General features: G+C 49.0%; 14 protein-coding genes and 4 tRNA genes. 9 read left to right on the forward strand and 9 right to left on the reverse strand.

Going from position 1 to position 15,675, the window contains the following annotated elements:
• Positions 1–211: 211 nt before the first annotated feature.
• From TM074_RS02155 to typA, 5 genes are all read left to right on the forward strand, one after another.
• Positions 212–841 (forward strand): hypothetical protein, encoded by a 630-nt coding sequence (locus TM074_RS02155; RefSeq protein WP_369000008.1) that lies wholly within the window; start codon positions 212–214, stop codon positions 839–841.
• A gap of 41 nt (positions 842–882) precedes the next feature.
• The gene (locus TM074_RS02160) at positions 883–2,616 is read left to right on the forward strand and encodes a LamG-like jellyroll fold domain-containing protein (protein WP_369000010.1); all 1,734 of its coding nucleotides are present in this window, start codon (positions 883–885) and stop codon (positions 2,614–2,616) included.
• Between the two features lie 23 nt (positions 2,617–2,639).
• Positions 2,640–2,716 (forward strand) — tRNA-Val (locus TM074_RS02165).
• A 19-nt stretch (positions 2,717–2,735) separates the two neighbouring features.
• Positions 2,736–3,257: a hypothetical protein gene (locus TM074_RS02170; protein WP_369000012.1), complete on the forward strand. Its 522-nt coding sequence runs from the start codon at positions 2,736–2,738 to the stop codon at positions 3,255–3,257.
• 98 nt (positions 3,258–3,355) lie between these two features.
• The gene (gene typA / locus TM074_RS02175) at positions 3,356–5,179 is read left to right on the forward strand and encodes a translational GTPase TypA (RefSeq protein ID WP_369000014.1); all 1,824 of its coding nucleotides are present in this window, start codon (positions 3,356–3,358) and stop codon (positions 5,177–5,179) included.
• 64 nt (positions 5,180–5,243) lie between these two features.
• Here the strand turns inward: typA and TM074_RS02180 are convergent, their stop codons facing one another.
• Both TM074_RS02180 and TM074_RS02185 read right to left on the reverse strand, forming a co-directional pair.
• Positions 5,244–5,813 (reverse strand): hypothetical protein, encoded by a 570-nt coding sequence (locus TM074_RS02180; protein WP_369000016.1) that lies wholly within the window; start codon positions 5,811–5,813, stop codon positions 5,244–5,246.
• 37 nt (positions 5,814–5,850) lie between these two features.
• Positions 5,851–7,017, reverse strand: a complete 1,167-nt coding sequence (locus TM074_RS02185; RefSeq protein ID WP_369000018.1) for a replication-associated recombination protein A — start codon at positions 7,015–7,017, stop codon at positions 5,851–5,853.
• Between the two features lie 89 nt (positions 7,018–7,106).
• Here TM074_RS02185 and TM074_RS02190 point away from each other — a divergent pair, with 89 nt between their 5' ends.
• Positions 7,107–7,850, forward strand: a complete 744-nt coding sequence (locus TM074_RS02190; protein WP_039327497.1) for a slipin family protein — start codon at positions 7,107–7,109, stop codon at positions 7,848–7,850.
• Positions 7,851–7,904: 54 nt separating this feature from the next.
• Here the strand turns inward: TM074_RS02190 and TM074_RS02195 are convergent.
• Positions 7,905–7,979, reverse strand: a tRNA-Gly gene (locus tag TM074_RS02195).
• A gap of 72 nt (positions 7,980–8,051) precedes the next feature.
• Between TM074_RS02195 and TM074_RS02200 the strand changes: the two genes are divergently transcribed.
• From TM074_RS02200 to TM074_RS02210, 3 genes are all read left to right on the forward strand, one after another.
• A tRNA-Phe gene (locus TM074_RS02200) sits at positions 8,052–8,127 on the forward strand.
• Positions 8,128–8,177: 50 nt separating this feature from the next.
• Positions 8,178–8,253, forward strand: a tRNA-Gly gene (locus TM074_RS02205).
• A gap of 74 nt (positions 8,254–8,327) precedes the next feature.
• Positions 8,328–9,911 (forward strand): alpha-amylase family glycosyl hydrolase, encoded by a 1,584-nt coding sequence (locus TM074_RS02210; protein WP_369000021.1) that lies wholly within the window; start codon positions 8,328–8,330, stop codon positions 9,909–9,911.
• 20 nt (positions 9,912–9,931) lie between these two features.
• Here the strand turns inward: TM074_RS02210 and TM074_RS02215 are convergent, their stop codons facing one another.
• The 6 genes from TM074_RS02215 to tyrS form a co-directional block, all read right to left on the reverse strand.
• Positions 9,932–10,126: a hypothetical protein gene (locus TM074_RS02215; protein ID WP_369000023.1), complete on the reverse strand. Its 195-nt coding sequence runs from the start codon at positions 10,124–10,126 to the stop codon at positions 9,932–9,934.
• 166 nt (positions 10,127–10,292) lie between these two features.
• Positions 10,293–10,838 (reverse strand): 16S rRNA (guanine(966)-N(2))-methyltransferase RsmD, encoded by a 546-nt coding sequence (rsmD, locus tag TM074_RS02220; protein WP_369000025.1) that lies wholly within the window; start codon positions 10,836–10,838, stop codon positions 10,293–10,295.
• Complete coding sequence (locus TM074_RS02225; RefSeq protein WP_369000027.1) at positions 10,835–11,650, reverse strand: hypothetical protein; 816 nt, start codon at positions 11,648–11,650, stop codon at positions 10,835–10,837. Before TM074_RS02225 ends, rsmD begins: the two co-directional genes overlap by 4 nt.
• Position 11,651: 1 nt before the next feature.
• Positions 11,652–13,694 carry an ATP-dependent DNA helicase RecG gene (recG, locus tag TM074_RS02230; protein ID WP_369000029.1) on the reverse strand — a complete coding sequence of 681 codons (2,043 nt, stop codon included), beginning with the start codon at positions 13,692–13,694 and terminating at the stop codon, positions 11,652–11,654.
• Positions 13,695–14,450, reverse strand: coding sequence for an HAD-IIB family hydrolase (locus tag TM074_RS02235; protein WP_369000031.1), 756 nt, complete (start codon positions 14,448–14,450; stop codon positions 13,695–13,697). It abuts the gene before it with no gap.
• Positions 14,450–15,670, reverse strand: a complete 1,221-nt coding sequence (tyrS, locus tag TM074_RS02240) for a tyrosine--tRNA ligase (RefSeq protein WP_369000033.1) — start codon at positions 15,668–15,670, stop codon at positions 14,450–14,452. The genes TM074_RS02235 and tyrS overlap by 1 nt, the downstream gene beginning before the upstream one ends.
• Positions 15,671–15,675 lie beyond the last annotated feature (5 nt).

Here is a 15,675-nt window from a genome sequence, read left to right on the forward strand (position 1 = left end):
GTGCCTCACGGCGTGAAGGTTCAAGTCCTTTCATCTGCACCATTAAATTATATATACGGATTTTTTTCGGAATTGTCGCCTGCAATATGGCGACTTTTTAATTGTTATGAAAATATTATTGACTATACCAAAACGCCTATGCTACAATCACGCCAAGGCAAATAATAATGCGAGATATCCACTTGGATCATCGAGGAGGGTTTATATCACTATGAGCAAAGCAAATAACTATTTCCGAAGGCAGCGTATTGGCCTGGCGGTTGTCGGTGGTATCATGACGCTGATGGTAGCGTTTAGCTTGACGCCAACATTCGCTGGTGTTGTCGCGACCATCACCAACAGCGTAAACACCGCATCAACTGGTACGTTAGTCATGGAAGAAAAGAACCACGACGGAACAGTTACCTGCACCACTACCGGTACCGGTAGTGCAACTTGTGCAACCATCAACAAATATGGTGGCCAAGCACTCGTTCCAGGTGGCAGCACTGACACGACTGTAAAAATTACCAACAAGGGTAGCATCGCTGCCAGTGCCTTCACGGTCAAGGGTGGCACCTGTACAACTGAGAACGCACCAGGCGCATCCGTCTCTGGTACCGGTAACTTGTGTAGCAAAATGACCGTTACCATCCGCGCTAACGGTACACAGGTTTGGACTGGCACCGCAGAAGCCTTCCAGCAAGCAGTAGCTCAAGATATCAAGACAGTCGTTGGTCACCCAATTGCACCAAACGAGACCGTCACATTGGTCATTACTGCCGCGCTTCCGGCAAACACCGACGCCAGCTTCCAAGGTCGCCAAATCTCACAACCAATTACCTGGCAATTCAGCGCCTAGTGCCTCAAATAGTAGTCATAAATCTGATATACTAAAGGGCAATGAAGTTTAGTAAAACCAGCATTTGGGCAATTGCAGCACTGAGCCTACTAAGTCTAGGCTCAGTGCTCGTACTACACCTAGCTGGTTTTCGCTTTTTTGCCATTGCCACGCCAAGTATGGGCGAAACCGCCCCAGTCGGGACATTAGTTGTTACGCGGCCGCAGCAAACCTACGATAAAGATGATATTATTACGTTCTATCGCAGCGGCAGTGTTTACACTCATCGTCTGGCTAAGGTTAACGACGATCACAGCTACACCACTAAAGGTGACCTCAACGCAGCAGAAGACTCCCTGCCAGTAGCCAATCGAGATGTAATTGGTAAAGCAGTGGTGATTGCTCCTGTTTGGGGCTGGGTATGGCGTGCTGCGCCGATTTTGCTAATCGGCTGGATTATCGTTTATCTAATTTCTTGCATTAGACGGATACGTAACGACTGGCGCTGGCCAGTTCGTATTATTGGCGGAACGCTGGTGGTTATCTTAGCGACACTGATTCTCAACCCTTGGCTTCGTGCCGACATGCTCAGTATCGCTACACACCAAAAAAACGACGTACGTATTCACATTGTCAATACTGGGATTTTCCCTATTCGCGATGACGACGGCAAACGTATATATACTGGTCAAACCGCTACCGTTCGCGCTACTGAAACAGACTCACAGGGGCGCTACATTTACGTACCACGACCATCCCTCGGACTAAGCGGCGTGATATTTGCACTACTGTGGTGCCTAATGCCACTGTTTATCGCGCTGCTAGTAAAATTACCACCACCGCCTGAAGAAGAAATTACTGGTCTACAGCTGACTCATGAACGGCATCGTAATATGGCGCTACTCGGTATCATCATTCTGTTTGAGTTAGTCCTCTTAATTATCCAGCTTTCTTCCCTGGCAGGATTTACCGCGACCATACAAAATAGCACCAACCGCGTTCAAGCTCGCGCTTACTTTAAATGCTCCGAAGCCACCTGGAACCGTTCACAGATCCGTCCAAATCCTCAGCCGTATTTTGCCTGGGCGCTCAATAGCGATCATGCCGCCAACCCTGTTGTGACTGACCTCTCTGGTAACGGTAATCATGGCAAACCTTCGCCAAGCGATGGATCACCCAGTCGTGCCAGCGTATCAAACACTGGTTGTGTGCGTGACGACCGCCGCGTTTCAGTATTTAACGGAGTAAACGCCTGTCTCACTCACGGAACGTCAGCAGAGCAGAAGGTCAATCCTGCGCCAAATACCTTTAGCCTGGAGGTGTGGTTTAGTACTAATTATCGAAGTAACGGTCGACTAATGGGCTTTAGCTCTTTATACGAAGGTGACTATAACAGTGGTGGACAAAGCGACCGTCATATATATATAGATAAAGATGGTAGAGTAGTGTTTGGTGTTTATAGCGGAGGCATCAAACTTGTTGCTTCACAAGCTGGAGTAAACTATGCTGATGGCCGCTGGCATCACGTTATTGCCACTATTTCACCAAGTGGCGCCGCACTCTACTTAGATGGAAACCGCGTCGACACTAATACATCAATGACTGCCGGAGAAAATGTACCTAACGGCGGATACTGGAAAGTTGGCTGCGGTAAATTGACTTATTGGAAAAATGCTGACGGCAGCGACTACCAAGGCCCTAAGTATTTTAAAGGCAGTATGCAATACAGCTCAGTCTATACGACTGCTCTCACCGAACAACAAGCTCGTGACCATTATTTGGCAGGCGCTCTATAGTAGTATATAATTGGCATAGCGATGGGAAATTAGCTCAGTTGGCTAGAGCGCACGATTCACATTCGTGAGGTCACAGGTTCGAGCCCCGTATTTCCCACCATTTCACGTTAGGTATAAATATGGAATCTTTTTACGTTACGTCAACTCATCTTGACATAGATATGGCGACCGAACCTCATCCATCTGGATTGGTTATATTCTCGCGAGAATTATCTACAAACGGAGAGCCAGCTGGGCACATAATAATATCTCCCGAGAACCATCATACAGATATATATTGCGATTACCTTGAAAGAAATGAAGCTTTAGTAGCGGAGCGTGAACATTGGGGAGTAAAAATTCAAAAGGACAAGATTGTAAATTACTTCGCCCGAACAGAACCTGCTTACGGAATATACATACCTCAGCTAGACGATATGCCGGACTACCCCGAACTACTAATAGCTTGTACGAAGAATAGAAAAGCGAAGAGATTAGCCCGCCAAGAATTAAAAATAAATCCGACGCAAGTTAAATTGGCAACACAAGCCCTCAGTATAGTAATGGCTGATTTAGATATTTTGCATAGAGCCGACGGCAAAGCTCGACTGATAAATTTTCCAAAAGACCAACTTGACAAGCAGCAAGTTGCAGTATATTAAAGTATTAAACACAACTTCCACTCTTTTTATTTTCCCCTTATCGTGGTAAAATTTTATATTAAGAGGAAGGTCTGTGATTAACATCAGACCATATTTTTATGAAGGACGCTAGCAAGATTCGAAATATTGCCATTATTGCCCACGTTGATCACGGCAAGACAACCATGGTTGATGGGCTACTCAAACAGTCGCGCACATTCCGCGACAACCAGGCCGAAATGAGCCAAGAACTGATCATGGATTCGGGTGATCAGGAGCACGAACGCGGTATCACCATCACCGCCAAACAAACGTCAATTTTTTACGGTGATTATAAGATCAACATCATCGACACGCCGGGGCACGCCGATTTTTCGGGCGAAGTCGAGCGGACTTTGCAGATGGCGGATGGTGTCTTGCTGATCGTTGATGCCCAGGAAGGGCCGATGCCGCAGACGAAGTTCGTGTTGAGCAAGGCGCTGGAACTGGGTTTGAAGCCGGTGGTGGTGATTAATAAAATTGACAAGCCAGCGCGGCGAATTGCCGAGGTTGAAGATGAACTGAGTGATCTATTTTTGGAGTTAGCGACCGATGATCGTCAGCTGCATTATCCGATTTATTACGCCGTTGGGCGCGATGGCAAGGCCTGGCGAGAGATTCCTGTTAGCCCGAGCGAAGACGCCAATCTCACACCGATTTTTGAAGCGATTATTAACGATATCCCGGCGCCGAGCGTCACGGCTGATGGCGGGTTTCAGATGCTGGTGACTAGCCTGCAGTACGATACCTTCCAGGGCAAATACGCCATTGGGCGGATCGCTCGCGGGTCGGTCAAGCGCGGCCTGGCGGTTAGTTTACTGAAACAGGGCAAAGTATCGAGCTCAGCGCGAATTGAGAAAGTTTTTGGCTACCGCGGACTGAACCGTGAAGAGCTTGACGAGGCATTTGCTGGCGACATTGTGGCGCTGGTTGGCGTGAGTGAAGCGCACATTGGCGATACGATCGCCGATAAAGAACAGCCTGAAGCCCTGCCAGCAATTGCTATCGAAGCGCCGACGTTGAGCATGTATCTCGGTCCAAACACCAGCCCGATGAAAGGGCGCGAGGGCGAGTTTACTACCTCGCGGCAAATTGGCGACCGGTTGCGGCGAGAGCTGGAAACTAACGTGGCGCTGCGCGTCGAGGAAAACGGCATCGGCTTTACGGTATCTGGTCGCGGCGAGCTGCACTTGAGCGTCTTGATCGAGACCATGCGGCGCGAAGGCTTTGAGTTTGAAGTCGGCCGCCCGCAAGTAGTCACCATCACCGAGGACGGCGTTGAAAAAGAGCCAATTGAAGAACTGCAAATCGAAATTAGCAGCGAATTCATCGGCGCAATCAGCCAGGAATTGGGTGCGCGCCATGCTGAAATGAAGTTGCAAGAAACCACCGCAAGTGGCGCTACCCGCATCACCTACGTACTGCCGACGAGAGCGTTGATCGGCCTGCGAAACGTACTGTTGACCGCCACCAAAGGCACCGTGATTATGAATTCCCTGCCGCACGGCTATCAACCACTGGGCGGCAAATTGCCAAAGACCCGCAGCGGCGTACTCATCGCCTTTGAAGCTGGTACTACCACGCCGTACGCTCTGCAGGCGGCCGAAGCGCGTGGCGAGCTCTTGGTCGGGCCGGGCACGGAAGTCTACGCTGGCATGATCGTCGGTATTTATAATCGCCAAGAAGACATTGAAATTAACGTCTGTAAGGCTAAACACCTGACCAACATGCGTTCCAAATCGTCCGACGGCACGGTGCAGCTGACGCCATTTACGCAGTTTAGCCTGGAGCAATGCATCGATTTCATCGAGGACGACGAGCTGCTGGAAGTGACGCCAAAATCTTTGCGCCTGCGTAAACGCTACCTCGATGCCAATGAGCGAAAGCGTGCCAATAAACAATAGCCACATTGACTACCAAAAATAACCGCCCCGTAATGGAGCGGCTATTTTTATAATTGTGAGCTAATTAATTGACAAGTGTTTCTTTAACCCTACGTGACACAAAGAAGTATAGGATAATCAGACCTTCAAGTATCAACATAGTAATGATTCCCCCTATTAGCGTTGGAGTATCCTCGCCTGATTTCCCTGATGCGTGTGAGGCAATCATATTTGCGGTGTTACTTATCCCAGCTGTAATAAGCGCAGCCACCGCCAACCACTTACCAAGACGCTTTTGCATAGCTATAAACACAACAGCACAAATCGACAAAACCGCTAGTATCGGCGCAAATATCAAAGTAATAATATTCTCAGGCTGGCTAAGATTCATTACTGCCTGGAAAAACATTCCTATATTACCAAGGCCACCAATAACGAAACAAATCACGAAGAACATTAACCATCCCTTAACACCCTTTAGCGACTCTGCCATAACAACATATTGCACTGGGGCTGCCTGTGGCTGAGCAAAATATTGCTGGTTAACTGGTTGTTGCTCGTATGGGGAATTTTGAGGTTGTGGTGCTGGGCCATATTGTGCATTTGGATCTGGCTGTGGTGCATACTGCGGCTGCTGAGGCTCTTGTTTTGGCATATTATTTTCTCCTATTAAAGAAATATTGATACGCTAATTATAACACATTATTAATTTCTTCCGGCAAAAATCCTTTTTTATGTTTAAAACCAGCTTGCCATTTATAGTCTTTGGTATAGCCTAGATCTTTCATCAGGTTGGTGGCAGCGTTGCGAAGGTGGAGCGGCACTGGCGAGTTCGGATATTGACGCGCCAAAGCGAAGGCATCGTTCATCGCATCAGTGGTCTCGCGCGACTTCTGGCTGCGCGCCAGAGCGATGGCGCAGTGAAATAGATTATATTTAGCTTCAGGCAGGCCAACGCGCTCAACCGCCTCAAAGGTGGCGACCGCCAGGCTCAGCGCGCCATTGCCAGCTAGCCCAATGTCCTCTGAGGCAAAGATAACCATCCGCCGCGCGATAAACTTCGGATCTTCACCAGCCTCAATCATGCGCGCCAAATAATACGCCGCAGCCGTCGCGTCGCTGCCGCGCAGTGATTTGATGAACGCTGAGATGACGTCATAATGCACATCGCCCTTTTTATCATAGCCAGGCAGTCGCCGCTGAGCCGCCGCCTTGACCACCTCGGGCGTGACTTTTTCACCAAAGCTCAGCGCCAACTCTAAATTGCCTAAGGCCACCCGCGCGTCGCCATCTGCGAGCTCCGCCAGATAGTCCAGCGCTTTTGGTGACACCCGCTTGGTTTTTTTCAAGGTCTTCAGCGCCCGTTTCAATACTAGTACAATTTCATCTTTGGTCAGTCGGTGCAATACCAGCACCCGCGTCCGGCTGAGCAGCGGCGTGATCACCTCAAAGCTCGGGTTCTCAGTGGTCGCCCCAATCAAAGTAATCAGCCCGCTCTCGACGTGCGGCAAAAAGGCATCCTGCTGCGCCTTATTGAAGCGGTGGATTTCATCAACGAACAGAATCGTCCTGAGGTTAAAGTTCCAATTTTGCCTGGCGTGTTCAATCACCTTTTCGACATCTTTTTTACCACTAGTCACCGCCGACAGCTCGACGAACTCTGCATTAACCTCACGAGCGATAATTCGCGCCAACGTCGTCTTACCCGTGCCTGGCGGCCCCCACAAAATCAAGCTGACCGGCTCAGCGCGCCTCACAATCTGACGGAGCAATTCACCCTCACCCAACAGATGGCTCTGCCCAATCACCTCGTCCAGATTTTGCGGCCGCATCTGCTCGGCCAACGGTATTCGTCCCATACTCTTATTATACGAACAAATTTAGTTACTCATCAAGTCGCAACTGCGCAGAATATGCTAGAATAACATTATATAAACAGGAGGAATTTATGGAAATATCAATAGCAATTTTAGTCATCTTGACTATTTTTGTACTGAGCGGCATTAAAATCGTCAATCAATACCAGCGCGGCGTGGTGCTGACGCTCGGTAAGTTTACTGGCGTACGCGAACCAGGACTTCGAGTGGTCGTACCAATTTTCCAAACGATGATGCTGGTCGACGTGCGTTCGACACCGATTGACGTACCGAAACAAGAAGTTATCACCAAGGACAATGTCACCGTCGGCGTTGACGCGGTGGTATATTTCCGAGTGATTAACGCGCCAAAGGCGGTGCTTGAGACGACCAATTATATTTATGCCACCAGCCAATTTGCCCAGGCGGCTTTGCGAGATGTTACTGGTAATGTCGACATGGACGACCTACTTGCCAAGCGTGAGGAGATTTCGCAGCAGATCAAGGAAATTGTTGATGCCGAAACTGACAAATGGGGTATAGATGTCGAGAACGTTAAGATTCAGAATATTGAACTGCCGGGCGATATGAAGCGCGCCATGGCCAAGCAAGCCGAAGCCGAGCGTGAGCGCCGTGCTAATATCATCAACGCTGACGGTGAAAAAGCTGCCGCTGAAACGCTGGCACAAGCGGCGGAGATCCTGGCAAAAACCCAAGGCGCCATTAATCTGCGTACACTGAACACACTGGAGCGCATCTCGACCGAGCCATCACAAAAGACGATGATGTTATTCCCGATTGAACTGATCGATGCGATTCGTGGCGGTAAGAAATAATAACGAGCCATAAAATAAGCACTCCGTAAACTGGCGGGGTGCTTTTATAATTTTTGGTGCGGATGGGGAGAGTCGAACTCCCGTCTCAACCTTGGGAAGGTCACATAATAGCCGTTATACGACACCCGCGTGCTCTCATTTTATCACGCTTGCACAGTGCGGGCAATCTGTAGTATAATTGGCGGTAGCAATCACCCATGTGGCTCTTTAGCTCAGTTGGTAGAGCAGAGGCCTGAAGAGCCTTGTGTCCCCAGTTCAAGTCTGGGAGGAGCCACCAAGTATTGCAATCATCCAGCGATTTTGCTAAAATAATCTCTGGAACCGCATGCGGGTTTAGCTCAGTTGTTAGAGCGCTTCCTTGCCATGGAAGAGGCCAGGAGTTAGAGTCTCCTAACCCGCACCATGAAAAATAGCTCAGTCAATCTGGGCTATTTTTCTGCATTGACACCTTAAACGCATCTCGCTTATACTTAAACCATGAAAACTTGGCAAGATGTCGCCTCTCTTTATCAGATTTATCCGCGCAGTTTTCAAGATCTCAATGGCGACGGAGTTGGTGATTTAAATGGCATCACTTTTCGGCTGGACTATCTGAGTGATTTAGGCGTTGACGCCATCTGGATTTCGCCGTTTTTTACCTCACCGATGACTGATTTTGGCTATGACGTGGCGGATTATCAAAATGTTGATCCAATTTTTGGCGGTTTAGATGATTTTCTTATGTTGCTGGACGAAGCGCACGCACGACGTATAAAGGTGATGATTGACCTGGTGCCATGCCATACGTCCGACCAACATGCGTGGTTTGTTGAGTCGCGTTCTAGTCGAGACAATCCCAAGCGCAATTGGTATGTGTGGCGCGATAAGCGCAATGGCAAGGAGCCGAACAATTGGCGCAGCTTGTCCGGGGGGCGAGCGTGGACGTATGATGAGACGACTAGACAATATTATTTGCATTCGTTTTTACCAACCCAGCCTGATCTCAATTGGGATAATCCTGAAGTGCGCCAAGCTATGCAAAGTGTGGTGCGATTTTGGTTTGATATGGGCGTGGACGGCATGCGAGTTGATGCCATCTGGGGTATTTCTAAAGATCCAGAGCTAGGTGACGATTCAGCAAATTCCAATTTTTATGGCGAACCCGACAGCTACGGCGCATTCGTACATGACCATTGTAAGCACGGACCACATTTTCAAGAATATCTGCATGAGCTAGCTAGCATCTGCGATGAATATGACGACCGACAGATGGTGTTTGAGTTTTATCCGGACGAACAATTGGGTGATATTTGGCCGCAGTATCGTGAAGTTATTCAGGCGCATCCAAAAAGTTCAGCATTTTTCATGGAACATCGACAAAACGATTGGCATGGCGAGCGTACGGGCTGGAATATTGTCAATTATTTGCAAGCCTGCGATGATAACTTGCCGTTTTTCTGTGTTGGCAATCACGATCAGCCGCGCGTTAGGTCACGCTTAGGATTTGAACGGGCACGAGCGTTGCAGTTTCTCAATCTGCTTTGCCCTGGCGTGAGTGTTATTTACTATGGCGACGAGATTGGTATGGAAAATGGTCAGCTGACTGATGCGGATATTCGTGATAATTTTAGCCCCGCCAATTCTGTCATCGACAGCCGCGATCTGGAACGTACGCCGATGCAATGGGACGATACTCAGTTCGCTAGGTTCTCAGAAGTAAAACCGTGGCTACCAGTGAATAAAAACCGCACATTTATTAACGTTACTGAAGAGAAAAAGAATGGCTATTCTATACTTAATTTACATAGAAATTTACTGCAGCTACGCAAAGATATGCCTATTTTTAGAGACGGATCTCTGGAAATTGTTCATAACACCGGTAATGGTTTTATCCTTGGCATAAAACGCGAGCTGGACACTGAGCGGGCTTATATCTTTATCAACTTCGCTGATGCACCGCAGAGTTTTTTCATTCCAGAAGACGCCGAAATCATCGCCTCAACCCATTCTCTAGATTTAATTTTCAAAGAAAAAAGCAACTTAACCATTCCTGGATATTGCGGAATTTTACTTATTAAATAAGTAAATCTCTATGACATCCGCTAGAATAGCTCTCCCGTTTCTGGATTTATCTCTTCAAGAGGATAAACCCCTGCTGCTTCCATGGCTATACCGGCAAGATTTTCTCTAAGCTCCTGTGCCGCTAAAGCCTCAGACAAATCTTCTAAATCTAGATAACAGTTTTCTTCAGCATCACCGTAGACTCTGCAGCCTGGATCATAATCAACGTACGACATATAGCTATTAGCACCTCTCTCTTTTTTATCTGTCTACGTTCTATTATACGGCAACTCTAAATATAGCGGTAGGGTTAATATAACAACACTATCAATCTAACAACTTATAGGGCTTTTACATTTAAAAATCCCGACATATCGCCGAGAAAATAAATATAATTAAGGATTATTCCAATCGTAGGAACTTGGTGAGGTGCGCCTCCCCATAACTACGACTGTCCACCACAACAGTTTTGTATTGAATTGGCACCTCACCTATTCCTGGATGTGATAATATCATAGTTCCACCAGGTTTGAGTAGCCCCATTAATCGCGAAACTGTGGAAAACTGAGGATTGTGATAAGGCGGATCGGCAAAAATAATATCAAACTCCCCTGTTACATCTGCAGTTTCCAGCCAATTTGATATCGTTGTTTTTATTACAATGGATTTTTCGTCGACACCCAAACTGGTTATATTTTCAGCAATGACGCGCTGCGCGACTCGGTCTCGCTCCACAAAAACTACTGACTCAGCGCCACGGCTGAGCGCCTCCAAGCCAATGGCGCCAGAGCCGGCAAAAGCGTCCAATACCCGCGCGCCGCGGACTGTTTCGCCCAGTGAATTGAACATCGCCGAACGGACTCTCTCGCCCATGGGATGCGTCGTCGAGCCGGGCGGCGCCTGGATGAATCGTCCACCAAATTCACCAGCGATGATTCGTACTCTCACCGTTTGGCCTCAAGCTTCCACACCGACGCTAGCCAGCCCAGCATGACGGCTTTAATGATGATTGGCATCAGTTCATGGTTGGTTTGCCACGCCAAGTCCGTCGTCCAGCCGTTTTTACCAAAATTGTCATACATCTTTAGGTCGGCCACAGCGTGAACTTGCTCTAGATAATATTCTCGATAGCCTTGCTGCTTGACCTGCAAAATCTCAGCTTCACTCGGCACGGCGTCCTTGAAGCGCGGATAGGCCACTACGCTCGCCACGCCCGCTTCAAACGCTACGTGCATAGTCATCATGCCTTTAGCACCCCAAAACTTCCAATTGTTTTTGATGAGCTCAATCCCCGTGTCGCCCTTCATGACGTTTTTCTTGAGGATGGATGTTCGCGTCTCCAGGCCTTCGCCACCGCGCAACTCTTGCATGGCGTGCTCCAGCGGAAAATGATGCGCCGGCGTCAGACCATCGGTGATGGCGTGCGCCATCCATGCTGCTTCAAACGCCGCTCGTTCAGAATTATGTTTTTGCAGCGCCTCTGCTAGATTATCAATATGCTGGTCAATCATCTCTAAAAGTGCCGTGTCGTTTGGATCATCTGGATTGATGAAATGCCACGGCTCGTCAACGGCTGGACTTTTGCGCTTGACGCCGTCAGGGCCGTTTTTGCCTTCAAAGTGCAGAATATTTTTGGCATCAGGAAACTCACACCAATCAGGTAGCATTGGCGTCAGATGTCGCCTGGCCACTCGATCTATCTTTTGATGAACACCGATAAATCGACCAGAGCCATCTCTAATTGTTGTTCCTGCATACATATTAATTCAAAATGGTTAATCGCTGATAGCGACTGACGGCACGCGCCAGATGGTTATATTGTAACAAATCCTGCCCCTCTTTGACAAAGCGCTCGGCCTCCGTTTGCGCACGGGCAATCAGTGGCGTGTCGCTCAGCGAGGCAATTTTTAGGTTCAGTGCACCATGCTGCGCTCGGCCGTAAATCTCGCCGGGGCCGCGTAGTTTCAAATCAACTTCCGCCAAGTAAAAGCCGTCTTGGGATTTCTCAATTTCCTTGAGGCGCTGGCTTGGCTTATCATGGCTCGACAGCATCAAATGGCAAAAGCTCTGATACTGGCCGCGTCCAACCCGCCCACGCAGCTGATGGAGTTGGCTGAGTCCAAAATGATCAGCATTTTCGATGAGCATAACCGTGGCGTTCGGCACATTGACGCCAACTTCCACCACCGTGGTGCTCACTAGCATATCAATGTCGCCGTCCGCAAACTGCTGCATGACCGCCGCTTTTTCCTCTGGCGGCAGTTTACCATGCAGCAACCCAAGGCGACGATGATGAAACATCATTTTCGCCAATTTGTGATATTCCGCCTCCACCGATTTTTTGTCATTATCAGGGTTGTCGTCAATCAACGGGCAAATGACGTACGCTTGGCGGCCTTGAGCTAGCTCGTGATCAATCGCTTCGTAGAGCTTTGGCGCTGAGGCTGGCGACCAAATTTTCGTTTCAATCGGCTGACGACCAGCTGGCAGTTCATCCAAAATCGAGATATCTAGTTCACCATACAAGGTCAACGCCAAGCTCCGTGGAATCGGCGTAGCGGTCATGCTGAGGAGATGCGGCATATAGTCTGCCTTTTGCAGCAACGCCTGTCGCTGCTTGACGCCAAACCGATGCTGCTCATCAATTACCACAAAACCCAGCTTATGGTACGCCACTTTTTCCTGGATCAACGCGTGCGTGCCAACCACCACGTCAATGTCACCATTTGCTAAATTGTCCAGCAGCTGCCGCCGCTGAGCGCCCTTGACATGTCCCGTTAGCAGCGCCACCGACACACCGAACGGCGACAATAATTCATCCAGCGTTTTAGTGTGCTGAGCCGCCAAAATCTCCGTTGGCGCCATGATGGCCGTCTGAAAACCAGCCTGCGCCACTTCCGCTGCCACCAGTCCAGCGACTACCGTTTTGCCCGAGCCGACATCACCTTGCAATAATCGATTCATTGGATGTTCGGACTCCAAATCTTGCAAAATCTGCCACGCGGCGCGGCGCTGCGCGTTGGTTAAGGGAAACGGCAGCTGCTCGACAAATTGCTTAACAACTGGCTGATTGAACGGGATGCGCCAGCCAGTCAACTTGGTTTGCTCTTGCTTATTAAACTGCGCCGCCAGGATCATTTCAAGCAACTCTTCAAACGCCAAGCGTTCCCGGCCGCGGGCAATTTCTTCATGATTTTTCGGCGCGTGGAGGAACTTGACGGCTTCCGCGCGGCTGACTAGTTTTTGCCGCTGAACGATATACTCCGGCAGCGTTTCGGGCAAAAATTCCATGATGGGTCGCAAGTTTTTCAGCAAATCCTGCACGGTTTTGGGGCGGAGATTTTTGATGGATTTGTAGACAGGATGGATGCCCGACGTAGGCTGGGCGTCGGACGAATTTGTTTGTTTGGCGAGTTCGACGGATGGATTGCTAATCTGATAGCTGTTATATTGCATGCCAAATTGGCCGGAGAACATAAACTCGGCGTCGGATCTCAGCTGCGATTCGCGGTACGGCTGATTGAACCAAACGGCCTTGACCTTGCCAGAATCATCCGCCAGCACCGCCGTGGTTATCCTTAAGCCCCGGCGCACAATGCGCGTGGAAATCGACTCGCAGCGCGCCCGCACCGTCACCTTGCCCGGCTGAAGATCAGCGATATTGACCGCCGCCGAATAATCATCATATGCCCGCGGCAAAAAATCTAGAGCGTCCGCCACCGTCTCCAACCCTGCCGCCGCCAACGCCTGAGCGGTTTTGGGGCCGACGCCTTTGATATGTTCCACTGGAGTTGTCAGCTTCATCTACGAAACAGCGTTGATACCTTCCAGTGCGTAGGCAGTATCTTCCCAGCGTTCCACAGCGATACAATCAATGCCCATATTTTTGACTGGAAAATCATTACCGCCTTCTTGTAATTTGTCGCCAAAGAACAGTGCTTCTTCCTTCGACCAGCCGTTTAACTCAAGCAACTTACCAATGCCGTAGGCTTTGTCAATTCCTGGCAGCGTAATATCAGTGCTGGTCGTACCACCAATCCTCACTTCCAAACCAGGCAATTTCTCCGCTACTTTATCGCGATATACGGGACGAATATCTTTATATTTTTCCGCCCAGGCATATTTATCCTCTGGCGTTGCCTGCTGACCCAGTGCCGACATGGTAATCTGGCTGTGGCGATCCTCAATAATTTCACCCGCAGGATTATCACACCAAATGCCCATCTCCCTGGCAACCTCCTCCAGCGCCATAGTTATTTGAGCTTTTTGTTTATCAGACAAATCATTCGCATACTGCATCCTCCATTCGTTATTAGCAGCATTAAATCGATAATACCTAGTGCCGCAAGTCGGCATTGCATGAAACCCTTGGAGCAATTCAGACTGAACATTAAGCCGATCAATCACCTGCTTTTTAATCTGCTGGAATGTGCCACCCGTAATGACGCACACGTCATAATTTTCAAGCAATCGACTAAGAGCGCCAGCCATCCGATCACTGATTGGCGACTTGGTAATAGCTAGCGTGTCATCCAAATCAAACCCGATAATTTTTTTCACTATTCTTCTCCCTCCATAATTAATACAAATGTATTTTTACCTTTTTTCAGTAGCGATGTGGTATTAACAGCTCGGTCTTCGGTTAATTTTTCGCCGTTGAGACTGATGGCACCAGATTTTAGTAGGCGTTTTGCCTCGCCGTTGGAACTGACCGCACCAGACACCACTAACACTTCGATCACGCCGACGCCGACATCAACACGCGGAATCTCCTGAGCCAAAGCGTCTAAATCATCGTCTGACAATTGCCGAAAATCACCGCCGCCAAACAACACCTCTGTCACCCGCTCCACTGATTCGCGCCGATTGACGCCGTGGACGATGTCGGTGACTTCGCGCGCCAAGACTTTTTGAGCTGAGCGTGCGCCTGGATTGACCGCGTGGTTTTCGGCGATGGCCTCAATGGTGTCGCGATCAAGCATGGTGAAAATCTTCATGTACTCAATGGCGCTTTCGTCGTCAACGTTCAGCCAGAATTGATAGAATTTGTAGACGCTGGTTTTAGTTTCGTCCAGCCAGACGGCACCGCCTTCGGATTTGCCAAATTTGCGCCCAGTTGATTTGTTGATGAGTAACGGCGCAGTCATGGCGTAGACTTCGGCGTTTTCTTTTTTGCGAATCAATTCCACGCCTGAAACCAAATTACCCCACTGATCGGAACCGCCGATTTGCAAATTGGCACCGTGATGCTTGAATAAGTGCCAGAAATCATAGCCCTGCAGCAAGGTGTAGGTAAATTCCGCAAAACTCAATCCCTTGCCGTTGTCGATGCGCGCTTTGAAAAATTCACGACCGATCAAATCTGCCATGTTGAAATTCTTGCCGATATCGCGAAGGAACGGCAACAGCTCCAAATTACCCAGCCAATCCGCATTGTCCACCAAGGTAAAATCGCGTCCCGCGAAAATTTGCGACACTTGCGCCTTCAAAGCTCGCTTGTTGTGCTCAATTTCCGCATACGACAGCAGACTCCGCTCCTCGGTGTCGCGCATATCGCCAATCATGCCAGTGCCGCCACCAACCAACAGAAACACCTTGTGACCGCGCTCCAAAAAATGCCGCACCATCATATAGACCGCCAAGTGCCCGACGTGCAAACTGTCAGCCGACGGATCTGTCCCCAAATAGAGCGTAAAATTCTCCGAATCGATAAGCTTGTCGTCCGTAAATGTGGTCTGATTCCAGAACCCGCGCCATTTTAGTTCTTCTGATAGTTTCATAGCAC

This window comes from Candidatus Nanosynbacter sp. TM7-074, from assembly GCF_041006295.1.
GTDB lineage: Bacteria > Patescibacteriota > Saccharimonadia > Saccharimonadales > Saccharimonadaceae > Nanosynbacter.

Bases quoted from the DNA above. Each gene is read 5' to 3' on its own strand.
- TM074_RS02155 (WP_369000008.1), top strand. From the start codon at position 212: ATGAGCAAAGCAAATAACTATTTCCGAAGGCAGCGTATTGGCCTGGCG.
- TM074_RS02160 (WP_369000010.1), top strand. From the start codon at position 883: ATGAAGTTTAGTAAAACCAGCATTTGGGCAATTGCAGCACTGAGCCTA.
- TM074_RS02170 (WP_369000012.1), top strand. From the start codon at position 2,736: ATGGAATCTTTTTACGTTACGTCAACTCATCTTGACATAGATATGGCG.
- typA (WP_369000014.1), top strand. From the start codon at position 3,356: ATGAAGGACGCTAGCAAGATTCGAAATATTGCCATTATTGCCCACGTT.
- TM074_RS02180 (WP_369000016.1), bottom strand. From the start codon at position 5,813: ATGCCAAAACAAGAGCCTCAGCAGCCGCAGTATGCACCACAGCCAGAT.
- TM074_RS02185 (WP_369000018.1), bottom strand. From the start codon at position 7,017: ATGGGACGAATACCGTTGGCCGAGCAGATGCGGCCGCAAAATCTGGAC.
- TM074_RS02190 (WP_039327497.1), top strand. From the start codon at position 7,107: ATGGAAATATCAATAGCAATTTTAGTCATCTTGACTATTTTTGTACTG.
- TM074_RS02210 (WP_369000021.1), top strand. From the start codon at position 8,328: ATGAAAACTTGGCAAGATGTCGCCTCTCTTTATCAGATTTATCCGCGC.
- TM074_RS02215 (WP_369000023.1), bottom strand. From the start codon at position 10,126: ATGTCGTACGTTGATTATGATCCAGGCTGCAGAGTCTACGGTGATGCT.
- TM074_RS02225 (WP_369000027.1), bottom strand. From the start codon at position 11,650: ATGTATGCAGGAACAACAATTAGAGATGGCTCTGGTCGATTTATCGGT.
- recG (WP_369000029.1), bottom strand. From the start codon at position 13,694: ATGAAGCTGACAACTCCAGTGGAACATATCAAAGGCGTCGGCCCCAAA.
- tyrS (WP_369000033.1), bottom strand. From the start codon at position 15,670: ATGAAACTATCAGAAGAACTAAAATGGCGCGGGTTCTGGAATCAGACC.